Genomic DNA, 25,212 nt, shown 5'->3' with positions numbered 1-25,212 from the left:
CACCATCGCCGTCATACGCCAAGCGCCTCGATCGCGCGCTGCAGCGCGCGGTTGTCCGGCTCCAGCTTGCGGGCCTCGTCGAAGAAGCGCCGCGCCTCGTCCTTCTGCCCGAGCACCCACAGCACCTCGCCGACATGCGCGGCGACCTCCGGATCCTTGTTCAGGCTCCAGGCGCGGCGCAGCTGCACCAGCGCCTCTTCGTTGCGCCCCAGCCGGTACAGCACCCAGCCATAGCTGTCGACGATGGCCGCGTTGTCCGGCTCGGCCACGCGCGCGCGGTCGATCAGTTCCAGCGCCTCCTGGTAGCGCCGCGTACGGTCGGCCAGGGTGTAGCCCAGCGCATTGAGCGCGGCCACGTTCTCCGGCTCGGCGACCAGGATCTTGCGCAGGTCGGCCTCGGCGCGCGGGATGTCGTCGCGCCGCTCCCAGGCCAGCGCGCGCGCATAGAGCAGCGCGCTGTCGTCCGGGTAGGCGGCCAGGCCGCGGGTCAGGATGCCGACCTCGGCATCGTCGCGCTCGTCGCGCTGCTGCAGTTCGGCTTCCAGCAGGTAGGCGTCGCGGCGCACGTCGTCGTCCACCGAGGCGTCAGCCTGGATGGCATGGACCTCGTCGGCCGCCTGCGCCTTCTCGCCCAGTTCGTGCAGGGCATTGACCGCCCGCAGCCGCGCCTCGCTGCGCTGCGGGCCGCCGGGCACGCCGTGGTACCAGTCCACCGCCTCGCGGTAGCGCTTGAGGTACTCGGCGATCCGCCCAAGCAGCAGGCGCTGGTCCGGGTCGGGCTTGCCGGCCTTGGCCGAGATGTCCTGGTACAGCGCCAGCAGTCCCGCGTCGTCCTTCTGCTTGGCCAGCAGCGAGGCGCGCATGCCCCAGGTCTGCACGGTCTGCTCGCCGATGGAGAGCACCCGCCCGGCCGCGCCCGGTTCGCCGAACGCGTCGTAGGCGAAGGCCAGCGCGTTGCGCAGTTCCTCGTCGCCCGCGGCCTTGGGCTCGATGTCCTTCAACAGCGCCAGCGCCTCGTCCTTCTTGCCGGCCTGGTTGAGCTGGCTGGCATGCAGCAGGGCTACCCTCGGTTCGTCGGGAAAGCGCCTGACCACCTCGCCGACCATGCGCCGCGCCAGTTCCGGGCGCTCCATGCGCAACGCCAGGCGGCCGAACTCCTGCCAGGCTTCCAGATCGTCGGGAATCGCGCCGGCATCGACCAGTTCATCCAGCACCTTCGCCGGCGCCGCCGGATCGCGGCCACCGGTAGCCAGGGCCAGTACCGCGTAACGCCAGGCCTGCGGCTCGCGCGAGCGCAGCACCGCCAGCAGCTCCTTGCGCGCCAGCCGGGTATCGCCCTGGCGCAGCGCCAGCGAGGCGCGGGTGCCGCGCACGGCCAGCGAGCCGGGATCGCGCTGCGCCCACAGCCCCAGGGCCTCGGTCGCGCTGGCCTCGTCGTCGGCCAGCATCGCGATGCGGGTGGCCCGCTCGGCCAGCCCGGCATCGCCGGCGCCTTCGCGCGCGGCCTGCAGATACCAGTGCGCGGCATCGGCCAGCTTGCCCGCCTGCAGCGAGAACTCCCCGGCCAGCACCGGCGTCAGCGATGCGGCCGGCGCCCGCTGCGCCAACTGCGGCGAGGCCGCCAGCAGGGGCGCCGACGACAGGAAGAGCAGCAGGACGCTGCATGTGCGATTCAGCCGGGTTCGTCTGGAAATGGGCATCTGCGGCAATCGGGCCGTAAAATGGCGGCCATCAACAGCCAGCAGCTTATCGCAAGCAACTGAACAGAATGACCCTGTGGGTGCTCGGACTGAACCATCAGACCGCGCCGGTGGAACTGCGCGAACGCGCGGCCTTCGGCGGCGACGCGCTGTCGCGCGCGATGGCATCGCTGCGCCAGTCGCCGCAACTGGCCGAGGCCGTGCTGCTGTCCACCTGCAACCGCACCGAACTGTACGCCGTGGCCGAGGACGGCCAGCATCTTTCCCGTTGGCTGGAAAGCCATGCCGGCGACCTGCAGGGTTACCTGTACGAGCACCGCGACGACGACGCCGTGCGCCACCTGTTCCGCGTCGCCACCGGCCTGGATTCGATGGTGCTGGGCGAACCGCAGATCCTGGGCCAGGTGAAGGACGCCTGGTCGCTGGCGCATGACAGCGGCGCGATCGGCAACCACCTCGACCGGCTGTTCCAGCAGACCTTCTCGGTGGCCAAGCGCGCGCGCACCGACACCCGCGTCGGCGCCAATCCGGTATCCGTGGCTTCGACCGCGGTGCGGCTGGCGCAGGATTCGTTCGCGCGGCTGGACGATTCCACCGTGCTGCTGGTCGGCGCCGGCGAGACCATCGAACTGGCCGCCAGGCACCTGGGCGAAGCGCGGGTGAAGCGGCTGCTGATCGCCAACCGCACCCTCGCCCACGCGCAGGAACTGGCCAGCCGCCACGGCGGCGTGGCGCTGCCGCTGACCGAACTGGAACGCCACCTGGCCGAGGCCGACGTGGTGTTCTCGGCCACCGCCGCGCGCGAGCCGGTGATCCTGCAGCGGCAGGTCGCCGCCGCGCTGCGCGCGCGCCGGCACAAGCCGATGCTGCTGTTCGACCTGGCGGTGCCGCGCGACATCGAGGCCGGCGTGGGCGAACTGGCCGACGCCTACCTCTACACGGTCGACGACATGGAGCGCGCCGTGGAGGAAAACCGCCGCAGCCGCCGCGAGGCCGCCGCCGAGGCCGAGACCATCATCGACCTTCAGGTCTCCCGCTACATGGAGAACCTGCGCGCCACCCACCTGCAGGCGCCGCTCAAGCAGCTGCGCGCATTCGGCGAGGCCACCCGCGCCGAACTGCTGGAGAAGGCCCGCCAGCAGCTGGCCAACGGCAAGACCGCCGACGAGGTGCTCGAACAGCTCGCCCACGGCCTGACCAACCGCCTGCTGCACCCGCCTACCGCCGCGCTGCGGCAGGCCGCGCTGGAAGGCGACGCCGACCTGACCCGAGCCGCCGAGCGCCTGTTCCCGGCGGTGCCGGGCTACCACCACCCGATTGCAAGAACCGATGACGCCGACCCTGCGCCGTAAGCTGCTGGCCCTGGCCGAGCGCCGCGAAGAACTGGAACGCCTGCTTGCCGACCCGGAGGTGGTCGCCGACAACACGCGCTTCCGCGACCATTCGCGCGAATTCGCCCAGCTCGAACCGGTCGCCGCCGCGCTGGCCGCCGAAACCCGCGCCCGCGACGACCTGGCCTCGGCCGAGGCGATGCGCGCCGACCCGGAGCTGCGCGAACTGGCCGAAGAGGAAATCGCCGCGGGGCAGGCGCGTCTGCTGGCGCTGGACGAGGAACTGGCCCTGCTGCTGGTGCCCAAGGACCCGCGCGACGAGGGCAACCTGTTCCTGGAAGTGCGCGCCGGCACCGGCGGCGACGAAGCCGCGATCTTCGCCGGCGACCTGTTCCGCATGTATGCGCGCTATGCCGAGCGCCAGGGCTGGAAGGTCGAGATCGAATCGGACAACCCCGGCGAGCACGGCGGCTACAAGGAAGTGGTGGCGCGCGTGGTCGGCCGCGGCGCATACTCGAAGCTGAAGTTCGAGTCCGGCACCCACCGCGTGCAGCGCGTGCCGGCCACCGAGTCGCAGGGCCGCATCCATACCTCGGCCGCCACCGTGGCGATCATCCCCGAGGCCGATGACGTGGAAGACATCGCCATCAACCCGGCCGACCTGAAGGTGGACACCTTCCGTTCCTCCGGCGCCGGCGGCCAGCACGTCAACAAGACCGAATCGGCCATCCGCATCACCCACGTGCCGACCGGCGTGGTGGTCGAATGCCAGACCGAGCGCAGCCAGCACGCCAACCGCGACAAGGCGATGAAGCGGCTGAAGGCACAGCTGCTCGACGCCGAGCGCAGCAGGCAGGCCGCGGCGCAGGCCGAATCGCGGCGCCTGCAGGTCGGCAGCGGCGACCGCAGCCAGCGCATCCGCACCTACAACTTCCCGCAGGGCCGCATCACCGACCACCGCGTCGAGGGCCTGACCCTGTACGACCTGCCCAACATCATCGAGGGCGACCTGGACGCCCTGGTCGGCCGCCTGCTGCACGAGCACCAGGTGGACGAACTGGCACGGCTGTCCGAAGGCAGCTGAGCCGCGCCCATCGCCATGCGCGCCGCCGGCATCGGCACGGTGGTGCGCGGAACGGGCGCGGGAATGGCCGCAGAATCAGGCATACCGCAGCGAAGGGTCACGCCACAGCATGAACAGCCCCCACGACGAACTCCGGCAGCTGCGCATCGCGGTGCAGCGCCAGCCTGCCGACTTCATCGCCTGGGTGATGCTGGCCGACGCCGAGCTGGGCGCGGGCGACTTGCCCGCTGGCGAACACGCCGCGCAGCGCGCGCTGCAGCTGCGCCACGATCATCCCGAAGCGCTGGCGCGGCTGGGACGCGCGCGCTGGATGCAGGGCCGCCACGAGGAGGCCGCCAACCTGCTGCGCCACGCCTCGCGGCAGGTGCCGCAGCATCCTGGCATCGCGCTGTGGCTGGGCCATGCGCTGGAAGATGCGGGGCAGCCCGAGGCGGCCGCCGATGCCTACCGCCGCGCCCACGCGCTGATGCCGGAAGAGGCCTACATGGCGGCGCAGCGGTTGAACTGGCAACGGCGGCTGTGCGACTGGCGCGGGCTGGAGGCGTTGTCGCGGCAGGTCCGCGACGCGGTGGCGCAGAGCAACCCGGCGGTGGAGCCGTTCGCCTTCCTCAGCGAGGATGCCAGCGCCGCCGAGCAGCTGGCATGCGCCCGCCAGCGCGCGCAGGTGATTGCCGGTTCCACGCCGCCGCTGCCGCCGGCGCAACCGCGCATGGAAGGCCCGCTGCGGGCGGGTTTCCTCTCCAACGGTTTCGGCGCGCACCCCACCGGGCTGCTGACGGTGGCGCTGTTCGAGCAGCTGCGCGCCCATGCCGGACTGCAGGTGCACCTGTTCGCGCTCAACCGCGACGACGGCAGCCGCATCCGCCAGCGCCTGCACGCGGCGGCGCATGCGCTGCACGAGGTCGATGGCATGCCGCATGCGGCCATCGCCGGGCGCATCCGCGCCGCCGGCATCGACGTGCTGTTCGACCTGCGCGGCTGGGGCGGCGGCGGCACGCCGGAAGTGCTGGCGATGCGGCCGGCGCCGGTGCAGGTCAACTGGCTGGCCTATCCCGGCACCTCCGGCGCGCCGTGGATCGACTTCGTGCTGGCCGACGGCTTCGTGCTGCCGCCGGCGCTGGAACCGGGGTTCAGCGAGAAGGTGCTGCGCCTGCCGCGCGCATTCCAGCCCTCAGACAACACCCGCGTGGTCGAGCAGCCGCCCGCGCGCCGCGAATGCGGCCTGCCCGAACGTGGCCAGGGCGGCAACGGCATGGTGTTCTGCTGCTTCAACAACAGCTACAAGCTCAACCCGCGCAGCGTCGCGCGCCTGCTGGAAGTGCTGCGCGGCGTACCCGGCAGCGTGCTGTGGCTGCTCTCCGGGCCGGGGCTGGCCGATGAGCGGCTGCGCGAGGTCGCGCGCCTGCAGGGCATCGAGCCGTCGCGGCTGGTGTTCATGCCCAAGCTGCCGCACCCCCAGTACCTGGCGCGCTATCGGCACGCCGACCTGTTCCTCGACACCCATCCCTACAACGCCCACACCACCGCCTCGGATGCGCTGTGGGCCGGTTGCCCGGTGCTGACCACGCCCGGCCGGACCTTCGCCGCGCGCGTGGCCGGCAGCCTCAACCATCATCTCGGGCTGGACGACATGAACGTCGCCGACGATGCGGCCTTCATCGCCACCGCGGTCCGGCTGGGCAATGACCCGGCGGCACTGGCCGCGCTCCGCCGGCGGCTGGCCGAAGCCCGCGACACAAGCAGCCTGTTCGACATGGCCGGCTTCGCGGGCGATTTCGCCGCCCTGCTGAAGGACCTGCAACGCCCGTAGGTGCGGGGCTTGCCCCGCACCTACGGGTTACAGCTACCGCAGCCGTTTCACCCGCTGCCGGTAGTCGCCCACGTTGTCGCCGTCGATGCGGCGCTGCTGCGTGCCTCTTGTCTCGCCGACCTGCGTGTCCGAGCCGGTCACCGGCTTGGCCTCGATGGCGGTATCGCGCTCGAAGGCATGCGATTTGTCGGTATTGCGGTAGTACCGGTACAGCGCCCAGTACAGCGCGGTCGCGCCGGCCGGGCCTGCGGCCAGCAACCATAGTCCACTGTCGTCGCTCATGTCGTCGCCACCAGGAATGCAATTGCCAGAGCCTCGACGACGGTACCGGTGGCCAGGGCGGCCAGCAGCAGCTTCCACTGCTGTACGGGCACGCTGCCCATGGTAGCGCCGGTACGGCCGTTGACCGCGATGTAGTGCAGCATGCCGCCGTTGCTGCCGGGCTGGTGGTAGGAATACAGCCATACCGGCAGGTACATCGACACCCAGCGGGTGCCATGGACATCCAGCTGCTCCTGCTCCCAGCGCACACCGCGGTCGTAGCGGCGCACCGAACGCTCCACCTGCGAACGCGCGATGGACAGCAGCTGGTCCTCCAGCCGCGGACGCAGTTTCTCGACGTCGAGATTGCGCTTCTCCGAGGTGAAGCCGGACAGGTAGGAGGCGTTCCATTTCAGCGCGTTCTTGGTGTCGAACGGCAGGATGGCGTTGATGATGTTGTTGGTATTGGCGCGCGTGTCCAGGTTGCCACGCTCGGTGGACGACTCCAGCGGCAGGTCGTCGACGGTGAAATCCACCTGCCGTTCCACCTGGTACACGTCCGCGTCGTAATAGGTCTGCCTGTTCTTCTCGGTACCGCGGGTGTACTCGCGCGTCTTGATCTCGCCCTTGCCGGCCACCGCCGCGCTGACATTGCTGTCCACGATCATGTACGGCAGGTAGACGCCGACCACGTTCTCGGGCGTGAACTGTTCCTTGAACGCCTTGAGCGCGAACATGCGGCGCTTGTCCACGAACTGGCGGATGCGCGCGACCGCATCTTCCTTCCGGATGTGGAACGGCAGCACCGCATCGGGCACCGCGCCATTGGCGACCTGTTCGTTGACGCCGAACACATGGCGGCACCAGTGGCAGCGCGCGGTCATCGCGCTTTCGGTATTGACCGTGACCTCGGCGCCGCAGCCGCTGCACTTGAAGGTCATCAGCGCGGAGGCAGCGGCGTCGATGTCGCGCGCGCCGGAGGCGATGACCGTGCCCTGCAACTGGTCGATGCCCTCGCCGAGCCCGAATTCCTCCTCCACCCGCGCGCCATCCCATTCATGGCGGCAGTACAGGCACACCAGCATGTCGGTTCCGGCACGTGGGCGGATATCGGTGGCGCCGCATTTCGGACAGCGGTTGAGGCCGTCCTTCAGCTCGGTGGCCGAGGTGTCGATGGCAACCGGATCGGGCGCCTCGACTTCGTCGCGGATGGCCTTGGGCAGGTTCGCGGTATCCAGCGGGAAAGTGCCGGGCAGCGGCGGGACATCCCGCGGCGACCCCGGCCCGTCCAGCGCCGCCGCCGGCAGGGGCGGCGGCGGAGGGACGGACCCGGGCAGCGGCGGCGGACCGTTTCGGGGATCGGACATGTTCGTCGTGCGTCCTGCCGGTTACAGGCCCAGCGCCTTGGCTTTCAGCGCGTCGTAGTCGCCCTGGGTGATCAGGCCCAGGTCCAGCATTTCCTTGGCCTTCTTCAGCTTGGCCACCGGGTCGTCCGCGGCGGGAGCGGCCGGCGCCACCGGCTGCTGCAATCCGGCCATGCCACCCATCATCCCGGAGGCCATGCCGATCCCCATCATGCCGGCCGCGCCGCCGTTCTCGCCGGCGGCCTGCATGCCCGCGGCCACGCTGGCCTGCAGGTTGGAATTGCCGCGCGCGCCGGACAGCGCATCGGCGCGCTGCACCGTCTTCAGCAGCTCGCGGGTGTTGGCGTCGTACTCGATGGAGACGATGGCGGTCTTGACGATGGCCAGGCCGCGGTCGGACTGCCACTGATAGGCCTGCTCGACCGCCGCCGACAGGCTCTGTGCGAAGCCGATCGAGTCCTGCTGCAGTTTGGTGATGCGGTTGCCCTTGGCCGGATCGTTCGTATACAGGCTGAAGGCCGGGGCCAGCGAGCCGACCACTTCGTTGAACAGCTGGCTGGCGGCGGCGTTGTCCAGGTCGGTGAAGTCGAACACCTGGCCCGGGCGCAGGTAGCTGGCCGGCACGAAGTTCTTCACGAACAGGATCGGGTCGACGATCTTCAGCGTGTACGAGCCGCGCGTGACCGCGCCGACCTGGGTATTGAGGAAGCCGTCGTCCCAGTAGATCTCGGACTGGGTGCCGAAGCGGTTGTCCGGCAGCTCCTTCAGCGAGACGAAGAACGCCGCCTGCTGCGCGCCCGGCTGGCCGCCGAACTTGAAGCGCTCCCAGCTCTGCCTGATGAAGGTGCTGACCAGGCCGTCACCGGCGAAGATCGACTGCGAGTTCGGGTCGTCCGAACGCCACTCGTAGCCGCCCGGCTCGGCGACGAAGCCGGTGATCGCGCCGTCCTGGAACAGCAGCAGGCCGTAGCCTTCCGGCACCACGATCTTCGAGCCGTTGGTGATGATGTTGGACGAGCCGCCGGTGTTGGAGCCGCGCCCGGCATTGGTGCCGCGCGGCACCGCGGCGAACAGCGCCGCCGTCGCCGGCAGGCCGTCCGGCACCGTGAAGAAGTCCTTCCACTGGTCGGCGAGCACGCCGCCGATCGCACCCTTTGCTGCCTGGACAAGCCCCATCGCACTGCTCCTGATCCATTGCCGGGCACCACGCCCGGCGCATCGGCAAAACTACATGAAAACCGGTGACCGAGACATCACCGCGCACGCAGGCCGGCCTGCCGCGACAGCACCCGCACGGCCACTGCGCTAGGCTCGCGCTTCCAGACAGGGAACCGCCATGGGCAAGCTGAAGCGCAAGGAATACGAAAGGCTGCTGGAACCGATGCAGCTGGAACTGGCCGCGATGGCGCGCTGGGTCCAGCATTCGGGCCAGCGCCTGCTGGTGCTGTTCGAGGGCCGCGACACCGCCGGCAAGGGCGGCGCGATCCAGGACGTGGCCCGGCACCTGAACCCCCGCCAGTGCCGCGTCGTCGCCCTGCCCAAGCCGACCGACCGCGAGAGCACGCAGTGGTATTTCCAGCGCCACGTCGCCCACCTGCCCGCGGCAGGCGAGATCGTGCTGATGGACCGCAGCTGGTACAACCGCGCCGGCGTGGAAAAGGTCATGGGCTATTGCACCGATGCCCAGTACCGGGCCTTCCTCGAGCAGGCGCCCGTGTTCGAACGGCTGCTGGTCGACGACGGCATCCTGCTGTTCAAGTACTGGCTGTGCGTGGACCAGGAACAGCAGGAAAAGCGCTTCGCCGAGCGTCGCGACAACCCGCTCAAGGGCTGGAAGCTGTCGCCGGTGGACCTGAAATCGCGCCTGGAGTATGCCGCCTATACCCATGCCCGCGAGGCCATGCTCGAAGCCACCCACAGCCGCCATGCACCATGGACGCTGGTGGACTTCAACGACCAGAAGCGCGGCCGCCTGACCCTGATCCGCGATCTGCTCGACCGCCTGCCGGAAACACGCGTGGATGAGGCGCTGATCGACCTGCCGCCCCTGCCGGGAAAGCCCAGGAAAGAGAAATACGGCCAGGTCAAGCCGCTGCCGCCCTATCCGGCCGGCTGAACGTAAAAATTCCCACCCGGCGCCACGGGACCATCGCACCAGCGCCTTTGTAGAGCGGGCCAACGCCCCGCCGGGGTATTACCGGGAAAGCCCCGCCGGGCGTTGCCCGGCGCTACAGCCCCCGGCCATCTTGTAGAGCGGGGCAACGCCCCGCTGGAGCATCACCGGGAAAACCCCGCCACGCGCCGCAACAGCACCTCGTTACGCAGGACGCCGGGGGCATCGCCCGCTCAGGCCACCTTGCCGCCGGCCTCGGCGATGGCCTGCTCGATCTTCTGCGCATCGACCGGGCCGAGGAACTGCCGGGCGACCTTGCCATCGGGCGCGATCAGGTAAGTCATCGGCAGGCCGCGCGGCGTAGCGAAATCGGCCGGCGGGTTGTAGGGATCGAGAATCGCGATGGGATACGCCACCGGGTGTTTCTCCAGAAACGCTCCCATCTCGTCCGGCTCGATGTCCTCGTAGGCCAGACCGACCACCTCGATATTGCCGCGCATCGCATGCAGCGCCGACAGTTCGGGCATCTCCTGCAGGCAAGGCCCGCACCAGGTCGCCCAGAAGTTGACCACCACCCACTTGCCGCGCTGGCCGGCCAGATCGAAATCCTTGCCGTCCACGGTCTTGACCCGCAGCAGCGGCATGTCCGCGGTCTTCTCCACCACGCCCGCCGCAGCCTCGGCCGGCGCGGTCGTCGCCGGCGGCTCGGCAGCTGCTGCGGGCACCTCGGCAGCAGGCTGTTTGCAGCCGGCCAGTGCCAGCACCAACAGGGCGAAGGGAAGCAATCGGATGGTCATGGTTCGTCTCCGGTAATGGCATAGATGTCGTCCACGCGGCGCTTGAGCAGCTCGCGCAGCGGCACCCGCAGTTCGTCCAGCGCGCGGCAGGCCGCCTGGCCCAGCGCGTCCTCGCGGAACGGCAGGTATTCCTCGGCGATCGGAATGCGCAGCTGCGAGCTTTCGTACAGCTCGCGCAGGGTGATGCGCTCCAGGTCGCGGGCCAGCAGCCATTGCCCGCGCTCGTCGCGGCGCAGCAGGTTGATGGCCTCCATCTGGCACAGCAGCTCCTGCAGCAGCGAATCGGTGAGCATCGGCTCCAGCGCCAGCAGTTCCTCCTCGTCCAGGCCGCGGCCATGCTCGCGCGCCTCGCGGAAGCGTCCGATCAGGCGCAGCAGGCCATACAGTTCGCAGCCCTGCGGCAGGCGCAGCGCGACCGGCTGGTAGCGGAACGCGGCGATGGATGAGGCCAGCGAGGCGCCAAGCAGCACCGACACCCAGCCCAGGTAGATCCACAGCAGCAGGATCGGCACGAAGGCCACCGTGCCGTAGAGCTTCTGGTAGGACTGGAAGCTGCCCAGGTACAGGCTCATGCCCCACTTCACCAGTTCCAGCATCACCACCGCCAGCAGCGCGCCGGGGACGGCATGGCGCCACTTCACGATGTGGTGCGGCACCACCCGGTAGACCAGCATCACGCAGGCGAACTCGATCAGCACCGGCGCCAGGCTCAGCGCCAGGTCGGCCAGCCAGCGGCCTTCCACGGTGCCGAACAGCGGCAGCGCGAACACCTTGGCCGACACCGCCAGCGAAGCGGCAGCCAACATCGCGCCCAGGGTCAGCACGGTCCAGTACACCAGGAAGCGGGTCAGCCGTGGCCGCGCCGACGCCACCCGCCAGATCCGGTTGAAGATCTGCTCGATGCTGTTGAGGGTGATCAGCAGCGAGGCCACCAGCGCGATGAAGCCGGCCGCGGTGAGCTGACCGACGCTGGCCGAGAACTGCCGCAGGTAGCCTTCGGCGGCGCGCGCGGCCGAGGGCACGAAGTTGGAGAACACGTAGTCGCTGAGCGCCTCGCTCCAGCGGTCGAACATGGGGAACGCCGACAGCACGCCGAACACCACGATCGCCAGCGGCACCAGCGCGAACACGGTGGTATAGGCCAGCGCGCCGGCGGCCTCGAACAGGCGGTCGTCGAGGAAACGGTGCCACAGGAAGCGGGCGAAACTGGCCCGGCGCCCGCGGTCACGGACCCGTTCCATCCATAGATTGAGCGAATCCAGGGGTTCCATGCGGCAAGGGTACCCGATGCAAAGCGCGGCCCGCATCGCCGATACTGCCGCTCCCTGCGTGATGAGTGGATGGTGCGATGGCGGAAATCCTGGTGCTGTATTACAGCCGTGGCGGCTCGGTGGCGCGGCTGGCCCGGCAGATCGCCCGCGGCATCGGCGAGGTACCCGGCATGAGCGCGCGCCTGCGCACGGTGCCGCCGGTGGCCGCGGTCACCCAGACCAGCGCCCCGCCGGTCCCGGAAGACGGCGCTCCCTATGTCGAGATCGCCGACCTGGCCGAATGCGACGGCATCCTGCTCGGCAGCCCGACCCGCTTCGGCAACATGGCCGCGCCGGTCAAGCATTTCCTCGACGGCCTCGGCGCCGAGTGGGTCAACGGCACCCTGTCCGGCAAGCCGGCCGGCGTATTCACCTCGACCGCGTCGATGCACGGCGGCCAGGAATCGACCCTGCTGTCGATGCAGCTGCCGCTGCTGCACCATGGCTGCCTGATCGTCGGCATTCCCTTCACCGAACCGGCCTTGAGCCACACCACCGGCGGCGGCACGCCCTACGGCGCCAGCCATGTGGCCGGCGCGCAGGACGACCCGCAGCCCAGCGACGACGAGGCCCACCTGGCGCGCGTGCTGGGCCGCCGCGTGGCCGACATCGCCCGGAGGCTGGCGCGATGAACGCAGCGACGACGCGGCGCCCGACCCTGCTGCTGGCGCTGATCGCGCTGGCCGCCCTCTACACCTGGTGGTTCCTCGACGACAAGCACTGGCTGGCCACCCAGCTGGTATTCACCGGGCCGCCGCTGCTGCTGGCCGTCGCCCTGCGCCTGGGCTGGCGGCTGGCGCCGTTCTGGTCCGGCGTGTGCGCGCTGGGCTGGTTCAGCCATGGCGTGATGAGCGCCTGGAGCCACCCGGAAACGGCGCGGCTGGCCTGGGTGGAAATCCTGCTGTCGCTGCTGGTGATCGGCCTGGCCAGCCTGCCGGGCCTGCGCGCGCGGTTCGGCAAGAAGCGGCCGTAGGTGCGCAAGGATTCCATACGGAATCCCACGCGGGGCGAGCCCCGCCCCTACGGCGCCGGCGGCGCGGCTTATCATTCGCACCATTACCGTTTGGATTCACCGCAATGATGGAAGACCTCCTGATCGTCACCACCGGCGGCACGATCGACAAGATCTATTTCGACGACAAGTCCGACTACCAGATCGGCGACCCGCAGATCGGCATGATCCTGCGCGAGCTGGGCGTGACCTTCCGCTTCAACGTGATCCCGATCCTGCGCAAGGATTCGCTGCACATCACCGACGAGGACCGCGAACTGATCCGCGCGACCATCGCCGCGCAGCCCACGCGCCACGTGCTGGTCACCCACGGCACCGATTCGATGGTCGCCACCGGCAAGGTGCTCAAGACCATCCCCGGCAAGACCATCGTGATGACCGGCGCGCTCAGCCCGGCGCGTTTCCGCGGCTCGGACGCCGAGTTCAACATCGGCTGCGCGATCGGCGCGGTGCAGTCGCTGCCCGAGGGCGTCTACATCGCCATGAACGGGCGCGTGTGGAATCCGGACAAGGTGCGCAAGAACGTCGAGGCCAACCGCTTCGAGTCGCTCTGAATGGCCAAGGGCACCCGCGCCACCGCCGCGCTGGACAAGGCCGGGATCGCCCACGGCCTGCACGCCTACGACTATTCGGCCGAGGTGGACAGCAAGGGCCTGGCCGCGGCGCAGGCGCTGGGCATCGACCCGGCGCGGATGTTCAAGACGCTGATGGCGTGGGTGGACAAGCAGCCCGTGATCGCGGTGATCCCGTCCGACCAGCGGCTGTCGCTGAAGAAGCTTGCCGCCGCCTGCGCCGGCAAGCATGCGCAGATGATGGAGATTGCCGAGGCCGAACGCCGCAGCGGCTACAAGGTTGGCGGCATCAGCCCGTTCGCGCAGCAGCGCCCGGCCGCGGTGCTGTTTGCCGGCGCGGCGCAGGAACACGGGCGCATCTGGATCAACGCCGGCCAGCGCGGCCTGCTGCTGGACATCGCCCCGGCCGATGCATTGCGCTTCCTGCAGGCGCGTTGCGCGGATATGTGCGAGTAGGCCGGAGCGACGCTCCGCCTCCCTGCAGGAAAGCAGCGATCCAAAAGCAGAAGCCCCGCATCATGCGGGGCTTCCTGTACGGATAATGGCGCGGACTCAGCCGTCCAGGCGCACCAGCCAACCGTGGCGGTCCGGCAGGCGGCCGTACTGGATGTCGGTCAGCTCCTTGCGCAGCGACATGGTCACCTCGCCGGCCGGCGCGGACAGATCGCCCACCTCGAAGCCTTCACCCTTGAGCTGGCCGATCGGGGTGATGACCGCGGCGGTGCCGCAGGCGAACACCTCGGTGATCTGGCCCGAGGCCACGCCCTGCTTCCACTCGTCGATGGTGACCTTGCGCTCTTCCACGGTCATGCCGCGGTCGCGCGCCAGCTGCAGGATGGATTCGCGGGTGATGCCTTCCAGGATCGAGCCCGACAGCGCCGGGGTGACGAGCTTGTTTTCCTTGCCGTAGACCAGGAACACGTTCATGCCGCCCAGTTCCTCCAGGTACTTGCCCTCGACCGGGTCGAGGAACAGCACCTGCGAGCAGCCCTGCGCCTGCGCCTGCTGCTGCGGCAGCAACGAAGCGGCGTAGTTGCCGCCGCACTTGGCCGCACCGGTGCCACCCTTGGCCGCGCGCGCGTAATCGGTGGACAGCCAGATCGCCACCGGCGCCACGCCCTTGGCGAAGTACGGGCCGGCCGGGCTGGCGATCACGTAGTAGCTGGCCTTGTGCGCGCCGCGCACGCCGAGGAAGGCCTCGTCGCCGATCATGAACGGACGGAAGTACAGGCTGGCCTCGTCGGCATCGGACACCCAGTCCTTGTCCACGGCGATCATCTGCTTCAGCGACTCGACGAAGATCTCCACCGGCAGCTGCGGCAGCGCCAGGCGCGCGGCCGAGCGCTGCAGGCGGCGGCCGTTGGCGTCCGGGCGGAAGGTCCACACCGAACCGTCGGCGTGGCGGTAGGCCTTGATGCCCTCGAAGATCTCCTGGCCGTAGTGCAGCACGGCAGCGGCCGGATCCAGCGCGATCGGGCCGTACGGCATCACCGCCGCGTCATGCCAGCCGGTGTCCTTGTCCCAGCGCACGGCCACCATGTGGTCGGTGAAGTGCAGGCCGAACCCCGGCTTCTCCAGGATCTTGGCGCGCTCTTCGGCGCTGCGCGGGTGGTCCGAACGGGTGACGTGGAAGCTCAGAGACTGGGACACCGGATGTTTCCTTCCAGATTGCGGATGTTGAAGCCGGCCCGCATGCGGTCCGGCGCGTTGGACACCTTACAGCATGCCCGTTTCGAGCCGTGCGGCCTCGGACATCATGTGCTTGCCCCACGGCGGGTCGAACACCAGTTCGACGTCGGCTTCGGCCACGGTCGGAATCATTTCCAGCTTGCTGCGCACGTCGTCGACCAGGATTTCGCCCATGCCGCAGCCGGGCGCGGTCAGGGTCATCTTGACGTCGACCTCGCGCTTGCCGTCATCCAGGTGCTTGATGTCGACGTCGTAGATGAGCCCGAGATCGACGATGTTGAACGGGATCTCCGGGTCGAAGCAGGTGCGCAGTTGCTCCCAGACCAGCTTTTCAACATCGTCGTCACCGGCGCCTTCGGGCAGCTCCAGCCCCGGCGGCGGCTCCTTGCCGATGGCGTCGCCGTCCTTGCCGGCGATGCGGAACAGGTTGCCTTCGACGAACACGGTATAGCTGCCACCCAGTGCCTGGGTGATATAGCCGTAGCTGCCGGCCGGCAGGGTCACGCTGTCGCCCTGCGGCACCATCACGGCCGGGCAATCGCGTTCGAAATGGACGGGTTCGCTGCTGCGGGAATACATGTGGATCGATATGGGGACGCGGACGCTACCCGCAAGAAGGCCATTTTAGCCGACTGGGCGGGCCGGCCGCTGAAGGGCTATGCTGCGTGACCTTTCCGGGAATCCCCATGTCTCCTGCCCCACCGCCGGCCAGCCGCACCCAGCACTGGCTCTGGCCCCTGCTGTTGCTGCTGGGAAGCGTCACCCTGGCCATCGCCTGGCTGATGGTCGCCCTGGCCACCGGCTCGCAGGCCGGCTGGATGGCGATCGCCGCCGCCGCGGAAGCGGCATGGATGCTGCGCCTGGGCACTCTGCCGGGCGGCAGGCCCAGGATCACCGTGGCGATGCTGGCGACGCTGCTGATCGCGCTGGCCGCCAACTGGGGCATCGCGGCCGCTTATATCGGCGGCCCGATGGGCTTGGCGCCATGGGAATCGGCGCTGCGGCTGGGCCCGCACCTGGCCTGGACCCTGATCGGCCTGGCCAATGGCACCGCCGAAATCCTCTGGCTGCTGGCCGGGCTCGTGGCCGCGTGGTGGCTGGCGCGCTGAACCGGCTCAGCGCGAAGAGGGCAAGGAACGTTTCAGGAACACAGCGACCTTCTCGCCGAAGTCGTCCAGCCCCTTGTCGTCGTTGCCGCCGACCCAGCCTCCCACCTTGCGGTCGGTAACGTCGCCCTCGGCCAGCAGCGCTCCGTCGGACTTGCGCACCGCGCGCGCCGTGACCGAGAACTTCTGCGCCCCCGCGCCAAACCCGACGAAATAGCGCAACGCCTGGTTGCCCTTCTTGAAATCGATGATGTGGCCGGTCAGCAAAATCGTGCGTTGCGGATCCGGGCAACCCACCCCGTGGCCCACTAGCGCCGCTCGCATTCCCGGAATCCTGTCGGGGATGTTGCCGGCCACGCTGCGCTGGATATCGGCCAGCTTTTCCGCGGGAATCATGGCGGCCCGGGCTTCCTGCTTGCTGCTGATCAGCCCTTGGTTGACCTCGAACAGGGCCACTTCGACGCAATCGAAAACCGCCACCGACAGCGGCACGGACGCCTGCGCTGTGGGAGCGGCGCCGTCCGTGGATGCCGGCGCGGGCGAGGGCGCATCCGCCGATGACGCCGGAGACCCCTGCGTCCCGGCCTCCTGCCCGCCATCGGCGCGGTTCTGCGCCCACCAGCCTCCATCGGACTGTGCGGCGGCCCCGCCTCCACACAGCATCAACAACCCGCAGCACGCCACGCGCATGGAACACTTTCGCATATCCCTTCCCCTGTTGGACCGGCCGTCGCCGCGACGCCGGTTCAGTGCCCGCCGTCCAGCGCCTTCAACTCGCTGACCAGCGCGCCCGCCGCCTCGGCGCCATCGCCGTACAACATGCGTGTGTTGTCGGCGTAGAACAGCGCGTTCTCGATGCCGGCGAAGCCGGTGCCCTTGCCGCGCTTGATCACGATGGTGTTTTTCGAATTCACCACGTCCAGGATCGGCATGCCGTAGATCGGACTTGACGGGTCGGTCTTGGCCACCGGGTTGACCACGTCGTTGGCGCCGATCACCAGCGACACATCGGTGGTGGCGAACTCGGGGTTGATGTCGTCCATGTCGGCGATCAGGTCGTAGGGCACGCCGGCCTCGGCCAGCAGTACGTTCATGTGCCCGGGCATGCGCCCGGCGACCGGGTGGATGGCGAACTTCACCTTCACCCCGCGTTCGATCAGGCGCTGCGCCAGCTCCCAGATCTTGTGCTGGGCCTGCGCCACCGCCATGCCATAGCCGGGCACGATCACCACCCGCTCGGCGAAGGCCATCATCGCCGCCACGTCGGCGGCCTCGATGGGTTTCTGGCTGCCACTGATTTCCGCCGCGCCCTGCCCGCCGCCACCGAAGTTGGAGAACAGCACGCCGCTGATCGGCCGGTTCATCGCCTTGGCCATCAGCCGGGTCAGCAGGATGCCGGCCGCGCCGACCATCATGCCGGCGATGATCAAGGCCTCGTTGCCGAGCACGTAGCCCTCGAAGGCCACCGCCAGGCCGGTGAAGGCGTTGTACAGCGAGATCACCACCGGCATGTCGGCGCCGCCGATGGGCAGGGTCATCAGCACGCCCAGCGCCAGCGCCGCCACGAAGAAGGCGATGATCGCCACCGGCTGCAGGCTGAGCGCCGCCCATGCGCCCAGCGCCACCATCGCCACGGCGACCAGCAGGTTGAACGCCTGCTGCCCGGGGAAGGTGACGCGCTTGTCCAGGCGGCCGTCGAGCTTGGCCCAGGCAATGATCGAACCGGACAGCGATACCGCGCCGATGGCCGAGCCGATGATCGCCAGCGCCAGCACGGTGGCCGAGGGCTGCCGCGCGGCGAGCGCGGCGATGGCCTCCACGCTCCAGTGGCTGGTGTCGCGGCCGGCCACATCGGCGAAGCGCAGCAGCTCCACCGCGCCGATGGCCGCGGCCGAACCGCCGCCCATGCCGTTGTACAGCGCCACCATCTGCGGCATGTCGGTGATGGCGACCTTCTTGGCCGACACCCACGCCAGGCCGGTGCCCAGCACCAGCGCCACAAGGATCAGCGCGAGGTTGTGCAGGCCCGGCAGGAAGAACGTGGCCACGGTGGCGAGCAGCATGCCCACTCCCGCCCAGTGGATGCCGCTGCGCGCGGTCCTGGGCGAGGCCATGCGCTGCAGGCCCAGCAGGAACAGCGTGGCGGCCACCAGGTAGCTCGCACTCACCAGCATCGTCATGCTCATGCTTCGGCCTCCGCAGCCGTCCTGTACCGCGCGCTTGCGCGCCTGTCGAGGCGATGGTGCTCGCGCATCTCGATCGCCGTCTTCAACAACCCGATCATGCCCAGCCCGAAGGCCACCAGCCCCAATGACATCTGGGACAACGTGGCCGAGTCGGCCAGCGCCGCGCCCAGCAGGCCCAGCACGATCGGCAGCAACGCCTGCACGCTCAACAGCCAGAGCATCCAGCGGCCCTTGCGCGGGTCTTCCCAGACCTTCCTGGACATCCTGTTCTGGGTCCTGGCCGGGTCCTGCAGCGAGGACATGCCCACGCCGACGCCCGCATACAGCAGCGCGCTGTTGTAGGCGTCGAGCATGCCGTCCATGCCATTGAACAGCGGCCGTGCGGCGTAGCCAAAGGCCACCAGCAGCGCCGGATACTGCAGGTAGCTGAGCCACTGGAACACCTGCCGCACCTCGACGCGGGACGCATGCGACGATGCCGCCCCGGTCATTTGCCCTTCCCTTCGGGCTTCTTCGAGCTCTTGAACATTTCCAGCATGCGCTCGGTTACGACGTAGCCGCCGGCGGCGTTGCCCGCGCCCAGGGCGACGGCGATGAAGCCGATGGCCTTCTCCAGCGTGGTGTCGGCATGGCCGAGCACCACCATCGCACCGATCAGGACGATGCCGTGGATGAAGTTGGAACCGGACATCAACGGCGTGTGCAGGATCACCGGCACCCGCGAGATGATCACGTGGCCGGCGATCGCCGCCAGCATGAAGATGTACAACGCCACGAACCCGTCGCTCATTGCTGCCCTCTCCGAGGCCGGAACTGCCCGTCGCGCATCATAACCATGCGATGAACGCCGGCGCGACCGTTGCCATGTCAACCCATCCGCCCGTCGGGCGTTATCCCTTCCAGGACCGACCGGAACGCTACCCTGTGCTGGTGACCAGCCCCCCCCTGACGCCCGCTGCCGCCCCCGCCTCGCTGGAAGCCTTCCTGGCCGGCGTCGGGCCGCGCGCGTTCCGCTTCGCCGAGGCCGGCCTGCGCCAGCGCGACGACGCCCTGGACGCGGTGCAGGACGCGATGGAACGCATGCTCGGCTATCGCGACCAGCCGGCCGTGGAGTGGACACCGCTGTTCTGGAGCATCCTGCGCCGGCGCATCATCGACCTGCAGCGCCGGCGCGGTTTCCGGCTGAAATTCTGGGCGCCGGCACAGGACGAGGACGGCCCCATCGACTGGGCCGACGACAGCCCCGGCCCGGCCCAGCAGCACGAGCAGCGCGAGGACTACGCGCGGCTGGTGCAGGCGCTGCGGCAGCTGCCGGCGCGCCAGCGCGAGGCGTTCAGCCTGCGCGTGCTGCAGGAACTGGACGTGGCGACCACGGCGCGGATCATGGGCTGCTCGGAAGGTTCGGTGAAAACCCATCTGTCGCGCGCGCGCGACGCATTGCAGAAACAACTGGAGGCCACGCGGTGAACCGCCCGCCCACATCCCGGCACGACGATTTCGAGCGCTCGCTGCGGCAGCTGCAACAGCATGCCGAAGGCGCGGTTTCCCCGGCCACGCTGGCGCGCCTGCGCCAGGCGCGGCAACAGGCAACGGCCGGCGCGGATGCCTCGCCATGGCGCCGCCGCGGCTGGTGGCTGGCCACCGCCTGTTCGGCGGTACTGGCCGTCACCGTGGCGGTGCAGTTCAACCGCACGCCACCGACGCTGCCCCCCAGCGTGGCGGCAGATGCCGGCGACGACCCGTCCGATGACACGCTGTTGTTCGACGAAAGCCCCGAGCTGTACCTGTGGCTGGGTTCGGACGCCCTGGCGATGGAGTGAGAACCATGAATACCCGACTTTCCCTGCTGTCGCTGGCGCTGCTGCTGGCCTGCGCCGCTCCGGCATTCGCCCAGCAGCAGCCCCTGCCCGAATGGGACCAGCTGACCCCGGCCCAGCGCGAAACCCTTATCGCACCGATGCGCGACCGCTGGAACGCTTCGCCCGAGCAGCGCCAGCGCATGTACGACCATGCCCGCGGCTGGCAGCAGATGACGCCGGAGCAGCACATGCAGGCGCGACGCGGCATGCACCGGTTCGAGAACATGTCGCCGCAGCAGCAACGCGAAGCCCGCGCCCTGTTCGAGAAGATGCGCGACATGGACAAGGCCCAGCGCGAACAGCTGCGCGAGCAGTGGCGGAAGATGACACCCGAGCAGCGCCGGCAGTGGACGGAGGCAAATCCGCCGCCGCCCCGCCCGCAGCGCTGAGACAACGCCTGCGCCGCCTGCTGGCGCGTAACCAGGCATTGGCGGCAGCGCCCCTTCGATGACCGGCCGTTACCGGCCGCGAGGGCTCAACCGCCCGCGCCCGTCAGCTTTGCCCCTATCACGGCCGCCCACGCATCGCGATCGTGCACGACGAAGTGGTATTGGCCACCATCGGCCGTGGATACTGCCAGCGAGGTCGGGAACAGCGGGATCATGCCGAGGAACTTCGTCCAGCACGGGTGCGTGCCGCGCACCTGCGACAAAGGGATGTCGGTCACCCCCGTCTGCACATTGAACGCATGCGAGTGGAACGACAGCCGCCGGTCGGTCAGGTACAACCTGCCCCCCACCGCCTCGATGCCACGCTGCAGGTTGGCCGCACCCTCGCGCAACAGCGTTTCACCCGGTTGCATTTCAATCGCCATGCCGGCCTCCCGTTCGCGATCATTCCTGCTCATTCACTCGCCCGGGGCGGCAGCCGCTTCACCCCGGACACCGATTCGGCATATAGCAGGACGCGGTTGTCCAGACAACATTGCGGCCGCGCCTCGGGCCGCCACTCGAACACGCCCGAAGCCGTGGCCGCCGCCCGCCGCGCCCGCAACACATCACGCGTGCCGAACAGCTCTTCCAGAATCACGGAGGGGCCTGCCAGCGTAATGATCCGCACATGCGAATCATCACAGTCATACAGATAGGCACCATGGTGCATGGCCGTCGCGGCACAGGCCGGCACCCGCACATGCCTGCCCGCATATTTTTCCGGGTTTTCGGCCAAGTGCCGGTACGCAACCCGTAGCGGCTCGTCGGCGAAGGCTGGCCCACTACCCAAGCCGCTTGCCGCCAACCACGCGACGACAACCCCAGCATGCAACTTCATACCGGCGGGATTTCTCCGGCGGCCGGGCGCTCCGGCCACACCGTCTTCGCCAGCAGTTCGTCGTTCCAGTCGAAGGCGAGCGTGCCGTCCTTGAGGAACAGCGAGACGAAGTTGAGCACGTTGCGCGCGTACATCTCGCTGGCATGGATGGCACCCATGCTGGCCAGGTCGAGCGGTCCGGCCACGGTCACGCCATTCACGTCGATGGTTTCGCCGGGCCGCGTCGCCTCGCAGTTGCCGCCGGTCTCGGCGGCTAGGTCGACGACCACGCTGCCCGGGCGCATGCCGGCGACCATCGCCGCGGTGACAATCTTCGGCGCCGGGCGGCCGGGCACGGCGGCGGTGCAGATCACCACGTCCACGCCCTTCAGGTGCTCGGCCAGGCGCCGCTGCTGCTCGGCGCGTTCGGCGTCGGTGAGCTGGCGCGCATAGCCGCCCTCACCGGCGGCGCTGACGCCCAGGTCCAGGAACTTGCCGCCCAGCGACTCGATCTGCTCGCGGGTTTCCGGGCGCACGTCGAAACCTTCCACCTGCGCGCCCAGGCGCTTGGCGGTGGCGACGGCCTGCAGGCCGGCCACGCCGGCGCCGACCACCAGTACTTTCGACGGGCGGATGGTACCGGCGGCCGTGGTCAGCATCGGGAAGAAGCGCGGGGTCAGCTGCGCGGCGATCAGGGTGGCCTTGTAGCCGGCCATGCCGGCCTGCGAACTGAGCACGTCCATGGCCTGCGCGCGGGTGGTGCGCGGCAGCCGCTCCAGCGGGAAGGTCACCAGCTGCCGCGCCTGCAGGGCCGCGGTACGCGCGGCGTCGGCCTGCGGATGCAGGGTGCCGACCAGCACCGCGCCGGGCTTGAGCTGGCCGATCAGCGGCGGCGGCGGCGCCTGCACGCACAGCACCAGGTCGGCGCCGTCCACGGCATCGTCGATCTGCGCGCCGACGTCGCGGTAGGCCTGGTCGGTGAACCCGGCGGCAAGGCCGGCACCGGCCTGCACCTGCACCTTCGCCCCGGCCGCCAGCAGCTTCTTCACCGTCTCCGGCGTGGCCGAAACGCGCCGTTCGCCCGCCGCGGCTTCCTTCAACACCCGTACCTCAACGGCCATGCCCGTCCCCGATGCGCAGTGGAATACGCACCGGATCGTAGCAAAGCGGGTCGGGTTTCAGTGCACCGTGGGCGTCTGCGGATCGAGCCGGTCGATCACGCCCTGCATGGCGCTGTCGAACGCACCGTCGTCCATGTGCGGGCGCAGGCGGCCGAGCCGCTCCATCACCACCAGCTCCTCCGGCGAGGCCACGCAGAAACGGATGCCGCGGCGGTTGACGAACAGCAGGCGCGAGGAAATCGGGCTCACCCAGGACAGCTTACCGGCCTGCACCTTGCCGTCCTTGTCGATGAAGTCCAGCCAGGTGCCGATGTCCATGGCGCGGAAGCGGGCCGCATCGACATGGTCGACGCTTTCCGCGCGCGCCTCGCTGCCCAGGTCCAGCGCCGCCGATTCCTGGGCGGGCGGCGTGGGCAGGCTGACCTGCGGCAGTTCGGGCAGCGCGCGTTCCAGTTCAGGGCGCGCCTCGGCGATGGCCTGCAGCGTGTCGTGCAGCGCATCGACCGCGCCGACGCTGCCTTCGCCATGCAGGCCGACGCTGGCGAACACCTTGCGCAGGCCCGGCTGGATGGACTGCAGCCATGGCTTGCCGACCACATGCCGGCGCGCCTCGGCCACTTCCTCCAGCAGCACGTCGGCCAGCGCCAGCGTTTCGCCGACGGACTCGCCCTCGTCGCCTTCGCGCAGCAGGCTCATGGTCAGGTGATGGTTCCAGGGCTGGCGCAGGAAACCTTCGATCGCCGCCGGCAGCGGCGCGCCCTGCAGCCGGCGCTCCAGTTCGGCCTGGGCGCGCAGGCGCGCCATTTCCAGCTTCTCCTGGCCGCGCTGGGTCTCGGTGGCGCGGCGTTCGGCGATCTCGATGCGGCGCCGATGCTGGGCGAGGAAGTCGCGGAATTCTTCTTCCAGGGTCAGGAAGATCGCCAGGTTCTCGTTGAACTCGGCGATCAGCCGGTCGATGATTTCCTCGACCTTGCCCATCAGCGCGCGCTCGGCCTGGCTTTCGCCGGCGTTGCCTTCGCAGGCCTCGGCCAGCGAGTTGAGCAGGCGCCGCGCCGGATGGGTCTTCTGCACGAACATGCGCCGGTCCAGCAGCGCGACCTTGACGAAGGGCACCACCAGCCGGCCGATCAGTTCGCGCGAGCGGCCTTCCAGTTCACGCTCGTCCAGCATCACGTCGAACAGCATGCCGACCAGGTCGATGGCGTCCTCGTCCTGCGGGTCCAGCCGCGCCTGTCCCGGATCGACACCGAGGCGGGTAGCGCCGGAAATCACTTCGTTCTTGAGCCGCTGCGCCAGCGACTCGTTCTGGTCGCCCACCGCCGCGCGCAGGGTCGCCGTCGGCGTGGCCTGGAGCAGCGAGAGCACCGACATCATTTCGTGCTGGCTCAGCGGCCGCTGCTGGCCGACCGCCACCTGCGCGGCGGCGGTGGCGTCCTCGCGCACATGACGGGTCTGCGCCAGCAGTTCATGCAGCGCCTCCAGGATCATGTTCTGGCCGCCCGGCGACGGCTCGCCTTCATAGCCGCCGTGACCAGCGTGGCTGCCGGCCTGCAGTTCGCTGCGGTGCCGGGCCCAGCGCTCGGTGAAACGGCGCGCCCAGGCCGGGGCATGCTGCGGATCGGAAAAGTCCTCCTCCTCGCCATGCGCCAGGCCGGCCTCGGCTGCGGCCGCCCGCGCGGGACGCGGCGCCGCAGCCGGACGCTGCGGCTGCGGCTGCGAGATACCCGGCATCACTCCGGCCTGCGCCAGACGCTCGTCCACCTCGCGGTAGATGCGCCCCACCTGCGCGGCGAATTCCCGCTCGCACAGCTTGATCAGTACCAGGCGGACCTCGGCGGCCAGGTCGCACACGCCGAAAGCCTCGTGCACCGCCACGCCGATGTGCTCGGGGCCGATCGGGTTGGTGTCGATCTCCAGCGTTTCCACGCCGCTGATCCAGGCCAGGCGGCGGTCCAGCCGCGCCAGCACCTGCTTCCACTCGCGCAGCACCACTGCGGCGAAGTTGCGCACCGCCAGCCGCGACTCCAGTTCGTGCTCGGACACCAGGCTCAGCCCGGCATCTCCTTGCCCGGTCTGGGCCAGCGCGGCCTCTGCCGACAGCGGAGCGGCGGCCTCAAGCGACGCCCAGGCCTGCCGCAGGTGGCTGGCGAAGCGCGCGGCGATGTCCTCGCGGCGCCGGCGCAGTTCGCGCATGCCGTCAAGGAAGACCAGCTGCGACGCGCCCGCGGTTTCGGCACGGTCGAACAGGGCGTCGTCGAATCCGGCCAGCATCCGGGTGAAGGTGGCCGACAAGGCCGGCAACGCGATTTCGCGCGACAGCGCCAGCAGGTCCGGATTATGGCCAGGGCGCTCTGGAGGATGCGGCTGGGACATCATGCGCAGTGGCTCCGCACCTTCGCAGGCGCTGCTCCTCTCGGGATCGGATGGAAGAAAGCGGACAGCCCCCCGGTTTCCGCCCACGCATGGTAGGGGGATAAGCTGAACAGGGCCAGTGATGCAGTCCGCACTTTGTACCTCGCCGCCGGCAACCCGGCATGTCGCGCCATGCTAAGGGTACCGGGGTGAATTGGCGAGAAATCCGCCAGGGAGCGCCCTCGACGGACTGCTCAGATCCGGCGCCGCCCGCGGCCGGCGGGCACCCGCACCCCG

At 69.4% G+C, this 25,212-nt stretch carries 28 protein-coding genes; 12 read left to right on the top strand and 16 right to left on the bottom strand.

The window, feature by feature from the left end; translation table 11 throughout:
* Positions 1-11 precede the first annotated feature (11 nt).
* Positions 12-1,700, bottom strand: a complete 1,689-nt coding sequence (locus tag ABB22_RS05555; protein ID WP_055771988.1) for a tetratricopeptide repeat protein — start codon at positions 1,698-1,700, stop codon at positions 12-14.
* 68 nt (positions 1,701-1,768) lie between these two features.
* Between ABB22_RS05555 and hemA the strand changes: the two genes are divergently transcribed.
* The 3 genes from hemA (at position 1,769) to ABB22_RS05540 (ending at position 5,925) form a co-directional block, all read left to right on the top strand.
* Entirely contained in the window at positions 1,769-3,052 is a 1,284-nt protein-coding gene (gene hemA, locus ABB22_RS05550) for a glutamyl-tRNA reductase (RefSeq protein WP_055771991.1), read from the top strand.
* Positions 3,030-4,115, top strand: coding sequence for a peptide chain release factor 1 (prfA, locus tag ABB22_RS05545; protein ID WP_055771994.1), 1,086 nt, complete (start codon positions 3,030-3,032; stop codon positions 4,113-4,115). Before hemA ends, prfA begins: the two co-directional genes overlap by 23 nt.
* Before the next feature lie 109 nt (positions 4,116-4,224).
* The gene (locus ABB22_RS05540) at positions 4,225-5,925 is read left to right on the top strand and encodes an O-linked N-acetylglucosamine transferase, SPINDLY family protein (RefSeq protein ID WP_055771997.1); all 1,701 of its coding nucleotides are present in this window, start codon (positions 4,225-4,227) and stop codon (positions 5,923-5,925) included.
* A gap of 33 nt (positions 5,926-5,958) precedes the next feature.
* Here ABB22_RS05540 and ABB22_RS05535 read toward each other — a convergent pair whose 3' ends face one another.
* From ABB22_RS05535 to ABB22_RS05525, 3 genes are read right to left on the bottom strand one after another with little or no spacing between them, the layout of a single operon-like run.
* Positions 5,959-6,207: a hypothetical protein gene (locus tag ABB22_RS05535; protein WP_055772000.1), complete on the bottom strand. Its 249-nt coding sequence runs from the start codon at positions 6,205-6,207 to the stop codon at positions 5,959-5,961.
* Positions 6,204-7,553 carry a hypothetical protein gene (locus tag ABB22_RS05530; RefSeq protein WP_055772003.1) on the bottom strand — a complete coding sequence of 450 codons (1,350 nt, stop codon included), beginning with the start codon at positions 7,551-7,553 and terminating at the stop codon, positions 6,204-6,206. The genes ABB22_RS05535 and ABB22_RS05530 overlap by 4 nt, the downstream gene beginning before the upstream one ends.
* A gap of 21 nt (positions 7,554-7,574) precedes the next feature.
* Positions 7,575-8,726 (bottom strand): SPFH domain-containing protein, encoded by a 1,152-nt coding sequence (locus ABB22_RS05525; protein ID WP_055772007.1) that lies wholly within the window; start codon positions 8,724-8,726, stop codon positions 7,575-7,577.
* Positions 8,727-8,886: 160 nt separating this feature from the next.
* Between ABB22_RS05525 and ppk2 the strand changes: the two genes are divergently transcribed.
* Positions 8,887-9,666, top strand: a complete 780-nt coding sequence (gene ppk2 / locus ABB22_RS05520; protein ID WP_055772010.1) for a polyphosphate kinase 2 — start codon at positions 8,887-8,889, stop codon at positions 9,664-9,666.
* A gap of 230 nt (positions 9,667-9,896) precedes the next feature.
* Here the strand turns inward: ppk2 and ABB22_RS05515 are convergent, their stop codons facing one another.
* Both ABB22_RS05515 and ABB22_RS05510 read right to left on the bottom strand, forming a co-directional pair.
* The gene (locus ABB22_RS05515) at positions 9,897-10,460 is read right to left on the bottom strand and encodes a TlpA family protein disulfide reductase (protein WP_055772013.1); all 564 of its coding nucleotides are present in this window, start codon (positions 10,458-10,460) and stop codon (positions 9,897-9,899) included.
* Positions 10,457-11,731, bottom strand: a complete 1,275-nt coding sequence (locus tag ABB22_RS05510; RefSeq protein ID WP_055772016.1) for a YihY family inner membrane protein — start codon at positions 11,729-11,731, stop codon at positions 10,457-10,459. The genes ABB22_RS05515 and ABB22_RS05510 overlap by 4 nt, the downstream gene beginning before the upstream one ends.
* Before the next feature lie 77 nt (positions 11,732-11,808).
* Between ABB22_RS05510 and wrbA the strand changes: the two genes are divergently transcribed.
* The 4 genes from wrbA to ybaK all read left to right on the top strand — a co-directional run bounded on the left by wrbA (position 11,809) and on the right by ybaK (position 13,810).
* Positions 11,809-12,402 carry an NAD(P)H:quinone oxidoreductase gene (gene wrbA / locus ABB22_RS05505; protein ID WP_055772018.1) on the top strand — a complete coding sequence of 198 codons (594 nt, stop codon included), beginning with the start codon at positions 11,809-11,811 and terminating at the stop codon, positions 12,400-12,402.
* Positions 12,399-12,743 carry a DUF2069 domain-containing protein gene (locus ABB22_RS05500; protein WP_055772019.1) on the top strand — a complete coding sequence of 115 codons (345 nt, stop codon included), beginning with the start codon at positions 12,399-12,401 and terminating at the stop codon, positions 12,741-12,743. The genes wrbA and ABB22_RS05500 overlap by 4 nt, the downstream gene beginning before the upstream one ends.
* A 107-nt stretch (positions 12,744-12,850) precedes the next feature.
* Complete coding sequence (locus ABB22_RS05495) at positions 12,851-13,336, top strand: asparaginase domain-containing protein (protein WP_055772617.1); 486 nt, start codon at positions 12,851-12,853, stop codon at positions 13,334-13,336.
* Positions 13,337-13,810: a Cys-tRNA(Pro) deacylase gene (ybaK, locus tag ABB22_RS05490; RefSeq protein WP_055772021.1), complete on the top strand. Its 474-nt coding sequence runs from the start codon at positions 13,337-13,339 to the stop codon at positions 13,808-13,810.
* Between the two features lie 96 nt (positions 13,811-13,906).
* On the opposite strand, the gene ABB22_RS05485 is transcribed toward ybaK, so the two are convergent.
* Positions 13,907-15,004, bottom strand: coding sequence for a branched-chain amino acid aminotransferase (locus tag ABB22_RS05485; RefSeq protein WP_055772023.1), 1,098 nt, complete (start codon positions 15,002-15,004; stop codon positions 13,907-13,909).
* 66 nt (positions 15,005-15,070) lie between these two features.
* Positions 15,071-15,622: a putative Fe-S cluster assembly protein SufT gene (gene sufT / locus ABB22_RS05480; RefSeq protein ID WP_055772025.1), complete on the bottom strand. Its 552-nt coding sequence runs from the start codon at positions 15,620-15,622 to the stop codon at positions 15,071-15,073.
* Between the two features lie 107 nt (positions 15,623-15,729).
* On the opposite strand from sufT, the gene ABB22_RS05475 reads away from it, so the two are divergent.
* Positions 15,730-16,152, top strand: coding sequence for a hypothetical protein (locus ABB22_RS05475; protein ID WP_055772029.1), 423 nt, complete (start codon positions 15,730-15,732; stop codon positions 16,150-16,152).
* A 6-nt stretch (positions 16,153-16,158) separates the two neighbouring features.
* Here ABB22_RS05475 and ABB22_RS05470 read toward each other — a convergent pair whose 3' ends face one another.
* The 4 genes from ABB22_RS05470 to ABB22_RS05455 are packed head-to-tail and all read right to left on the bottom strand — an operon-like array spanning position 16,159 to position 19,125.
* Positions 16,159-16,839 carry a DUF4410 domain-containing protein gene (locus ABB22_RS05470; RefSeq protein WP_161809349.1) on the bottom strand — a complete coding sequence of 227 codons (681 nt, stop codon included), beginning with the start codon at positions 16,837-16,839 and terminating at the stop codon, positions 16,159-16,161.
* Positions 16,840-16,895: 56 nt separating this feature from the next.
* Positions 16,896-18,335 carry an NAD(P)(+) transhydrogenase (Re/Si-specific) subunit beta gene (locus ABB22_RS05465; protein ID WP_055772033.1) on the bottom strand — a complete coding sequence of 480 codons (1,440 nt, stop codon included), beginning with the start codon at positions 18,333-18,335 and terminating at the stop codon, positions 16,896-16,898.
* A complete protein-coding gene (locus ABB22_RS05460; RefSeq protein ID WP_055772036.1) occupies positions 18,332-18,826 on the bottom strand; it encodes a hypothetical protein in 495 nt (164 codons plus the stop codon). Before ABB22_RS05460 ends, ABB22_RS05465 begins: the two co-directional genes overlap by 4 nt.
* Positions 18,823-19,125, bottom strand: coding sequence for an NAD(P) transhydrogenase subunit alpha part 2 (locus ABB22_RS05455; RefSeq protein WP_055772039.1), 303 nt, complete (start codon positions 19,123-19,125; stop codon positions 18,823-18,825). Before ABB22_RS05455 ends, ABB22_RS05460 begins: the two co-directional genes overlap by 4 nt.
* Positions 19,126-19,259: 134 nt before the next feature.
* On the opposite strand from ABB22_RS05455, the gene ABB22_RS05450 reads away from it, so the two are divergent.
* Genes ABB22_RS05450 through ABB22_RS05440 form a run of 3 tightly spaced genes read left to right on the top strand, consistent with a single transcriptional unit; the run spans position 19,260 to position 20,583 of the window.
* Positions 19,260-19,802 (top strand): RNA polymerase sigma factor, encoded by a 543-nt coding sequence (locus ABB22_RS05450; protein ID WP_055772620.1) that lies wholly within the window; start codon positions 19,260-19,262, stop codon positions 19,800-19,802.
* Positions 19,799-20,155, top strand: coding sequence for a hypothetical protein (locus tag ABB22_RS05445; RefSeq protein ID WP_055772042.1), 357 nt, complete (start codon positions 19,799-19,801; stop codon positions 20,153-20,155). Before ABB22_RS05450 ends, ABB22_RS05445 begins: the two co-directional genes overlap by 4 nt.
* A 5-nt stretch (positions 20,156-20,160) precedes the next feature.
* Positions 20,161-20,583, top strand: coding sequence for a DUF3106 domain-containing protein (locus ABB22_RS05440; protein WP_055772047.1), 423 nt, complete (start codon positions 20,161-20,163; stop codon positions 20,581-20,583).
* Positions 20,584-20,669: 86 nt separating this feature from the next.
* Here ABB22_RS05440 and ABB22_RS05435 read toward each other — a convergent pair whose 3' ends face one another.
* Genes ABB22_RS05435 through ABB22_RS05420 form a run of 4 tightly spaced genes read right to left on the bottom strand, consistent with a single transcriptional unit; the run spans position 20,670 to position 24,939 of the window.
* The gene (locus ABB22_RS05435) at positions 20,670-20,996 is read right to left on the bottom strand and encodes a GRAM domain-containing protein (RefSeq protein WP_082443780.1); all 327 of its coding nucleotides are present in this window, start codon (positions 20,994-20,996) and stop codon (positions 20,670-20,672) included.
* Between the two features lie 41 nt (positions 20,997-21,037).
* Positions 21,038-21,463 carry a hypothetical protein gene (locus ABB22_RS05430; RefSeq protein WP_055772052.1) on the bottom strand — a complete coding sequence of 142 codons (426 nt, stop codon included), beginning with the start codon at positions 21,461-21,463 and terminating at the stop codon, positions 21,038-21,040.
* Entirely contained in the window at positions 21,460-22,563 is a 1,104-nt protein-coding gene (locus tag ABB22_RS05425) for an NAD(P) transhydrogenase subunit alpha (RefSeq protein WP_055772055.1), read from the bottom strand. Before ABB22_RS05425 ends, ABB22_RS05430 begins: the two co-directional genes overlap by 4 nt.
* Before the next feature lie 57 nt (positions 22,564-22,620).
* Positions 22,621-24,939 carry a DUF1631 domain-containing protein gene (locus tag ABB22_RS05420; RefSeq protein WP_057505097.1) on the bottom strand — a complete coding sequence of 773 codons (2,319 nt, stop codon included), beginning with the start codon at positions 24,937-24,939 and terminating at the stop codon, positions 22,621-22,623.
* Positions 24,940-25,212: the final 273 nt, after the last annotated feature.

It is taken from the genome of Stenotrophomonas nitritireducens (assembly GCF_001431425.1).
Lineage (GTDB): Bacteria > Pseudomonadota > Gammaproteobacteria > Xanthomonadales > Xanthomonadaceae > Stenotrophomonas > Stenotrophomonas nitritireducens.
This window is presented reverse-complemented; position numbering and strand designations above follow the sequence as displayed.

Excerpts from the sequence above, each read along its gene's own strand:
- ABB22_RS05555 (WP_055771988.1), bottom strand. The coding sequence starts at position 1,700 with ATGCCCATTTCCAGACGAACCCGGCTGAATCGCACATGCAGCGTCCTG.
- hemA (WP_055771991.1), top strand. The coding sequence starts at position 1,769 with ATGACCCTGTGGGTGCTCGGACTGAACCATCAGACCGCGCCGGTGGAA.
- prfA (WP_055771994.1), top strand. The coding sequence starts at position 3,030 with ATGACGCCGACCCTGCGCCGTAAGCTGCTGGCCCTGGCCGAGCGCCGC.
- ABB22_RS05540 (WP_055771997.1), top strand. The coding sequence starts at position 4,225 with ATGAACAGCCCCCACGACGAACTCCGGCAGCTGCGCATCGCGGTGCAG.
- ABB22_RS05535 (WP_055772000.1), bottom strand. The coding sequence starts at position 6,207 with ATGAGCGACGACAGTGGACTATGGTTGCTGGCCGCAGGCCCGGCCGGC.
- ABB22_RS05530 (WP_055772003.1), bottom strand. The coding sequence starts at position 7,553 with ATGTCCGATCCCCGAAACGGTCCGCCGCCGCTGCCCGGGTCCGTCCCT.
- ABB22_RS05525 (WP_055772007.1), bottom strand. The coding sequence starts at position 8,726 with ATGGGGCTTGTCCAGGCAGCAAAGGGTGCGATCGGCGGCGTGCTCGCC.
- ppk2 (WP_055772010.1), top strand. The coding sequence starts at position 8,887 with ATGGGCAAGCTGAAGCGCAAGGAATACGAAAGGCTGCTGGAACCGATG.
- ABB22_RS05515 (WP_055772013.1), bottom strand. The coding sequence starts at position 10,460 with ATGACCATCCGATTGCTTCCCTTCGCCCTGTTGGTGCTGGCACTGGCC.
- ABB22_RS05510 (WP_055772016.1), bottom strand. The coding sequence starts at position 11,731 with ATGGAACCCCTGGATTCGCTCAATCTATGGATGGAACGGGTCCGTGAC.
- wrbA (WP_055772018.1), top strand. The coding sequence starts at position 11,809 with ATGGCGGAAATCCTGGTGCTGTATTACAGCCGTGGCGGCTCGGTGGCG.
- ABB22_RS05500 (WP_055772019.1), top strand. The coding sequence starts at position 12,399 with ATGAACGCAGCGACGACGCGGCGCCCGACCCTGCTGCTGGCGCTGATC.
- ABB22_RS05495 (WP_055772617.1), top strand. The coding sequence starts at position 12,851 with ATGGAAGACCTCCTGATCGTCACCACCGGCGGCACGATCGACAAGATC.
- ybaK (WP_055772021.1), top strand. The coding sequence starts at position 13,337 with ATGGCCAAGGGCACCCGCGCCACCGCCGCGCTGGACAAGGCCGGGATC.
- sufT (WP_055772025.1), bottom strand. The coding sequence starts at position 15,622 with ATGTATTCCCGCAGCAGCGAACCCGTCCATTTCGAACGCGATTGCCCG.
- ABB22_RS05475 (WP_055772029.1), top strand. The coding sequence starts at position 15,730 with ATGTCTCCTGCCCCACCGCCGGCCAGCCGCACCCAGCACTGGCTCTGG.
- ABB22_RS05470 (WP_161809349.1), bottom strand. The coding sequence starts at position 16,839 with ATGCGCGTGGCGTGCTGCGGGTTGTTGATGCTGTGTGGAGGCGGGGCC.
- ABB22_RS05465 (WP_055772033.1), bottom strand. The coding sequence starts at position 18,335 with ATGAGCATGACGATGCTGGTGAGTGCGAGCTACCTGGTGGCCGCCACG.
- ABB22_RS05460 (WP_055772036.1), bottom strand. The coding sequence starts at position 18,826 with ATGACCGGGGCGGCATCGTCGCATGCGTCCCGCGTCGAGGTGCGGCAG.
- ABB22_RS05455 (WP_055772039.1), bottom strand. The coding sequence starts at position 19,125 with ATGAGCGACGGGTTCGTGGCGTTGTACATCTTCATGCTGGCGGCGATC.
- ABB22_RS05440 (WP_055772047.1), top strand. The coding sequence starts at position 20,161 with ATGAATACCCGACTTTCCCTGCTGTCGCTGGCGCTGCTGCTGGCCTGC.
- ABB22_RS05435 (WP_082443780.1), bottom strand. The coding sequence starts at position 20,996 with ATGCAACCGGGTGAAACGCTGTTGCGCGAGGGTGCGGCCAACCTGCAG.
- ABB22_RS05430 (WP_055772052.1), bottom strand. The coding sequence starts at position 21,463 with ATGAAGTTGCATGCTGGGGTTGTCGTCGCGTGGTTGGCGGCAAGCGGC.
- ABB22_RS05425 (WP_055772055.1), bottom strand. The coding sequence starts at position 22,563 with ATGGCCGTTGAGGTACGGGTGTTGAAGGAAGCCGCGGCGGGCGAACGG.
- ABB22_RS05420 (WP_057505097.1), bottom strand. The coding sequence starts at position 24,939 with ATGATGTCCCAGCCGCATCCTCCAGAGCGCCCTGGCCATAATCCGGAC.